The sequence below is a fragment of the Streptococcus oralis genome, assembly GCF_003943415.1.
Classification (GTDB): Bacteria; Bacillota; Bacilli; order Lactobacillales; family Streptococcaceae; genus Streptococcus; species Streptococcus oralis_BJ.
The window spans coordinates 1-634 of record NZ_RJPK01000033.1; the positions used below are offsets into that span (position 1 = coordinate 1).

Sequence of the window (634 nt, forward strand, 5' to 3'; positions counted from 1 at the left end):
GGGCGAACCCATTATTTCATTGATACCATTTGATTATAAGGCTCGACTAACGACCATTTGGGAAACTCAACAATCATATAATGTATTCGACCTTGATTACATCACCGGAAAAATGGAAATTTTACACGAAAAACTTGGACGTGATATTGAACATCATTATAGGATTTCATTGAAAAGCATTGTTGGTAAGATCCCATTAAGAAAATATTGATTTATCCTAAAGGCTAAAAACAGGGGCCGAGTTTAAAAACACCTTATCTGCGATGTGAAAATAAAATGCATATTCTAAAAGAAGCGGGTATATCAATGGCTATGAACGACGAATCACAATACCATTGATATGGAAGCATCCAAAAAAGGAGAACAAAACAATGAACTTTTGGCACGAGCGCTTTCAAGATGAGAACTATGTGTATGGAACGGAACCGAATGCGTTTTTGGCAGATTCGCAGAAAAAACTTCAATTGTCGGGTGATGCTTTAGCCATTGCAGAAGGCGAGGGGCGCAATGCGGTTTTTTTAGCAGAACAAGGGATGAACGTCACGTCATGGGATTATGCCGAGTCAGGGTTGGAGAAAACGAAAAAGCTTGCTGAAACCCGTCATGTATCGGTGAAGACGGAGCTTGTTGACTT

Annotated in this window: 1 protein-coding gene and 1 pseudogene; both read left to right on the top strand. The window is 39.6% G+C overall.

Annotated elements, in window-relative coordinates; genetic code table 11:
- On the top strand, positions 1-211 hold a 211-nt coding region (locus tag D8801_RS09895), incomplete at its 5' end, for a DUF7878 domain-containing protein (protein ID WP_221761550.1).
- A 160-nt stretch (positions 212-371) separates the two neighbouring features.
- A pseudogene (locus tag D8801_RS09725) lies at positions 372-634 on the top strand (hypothetical protein); the annotation flags it as partial.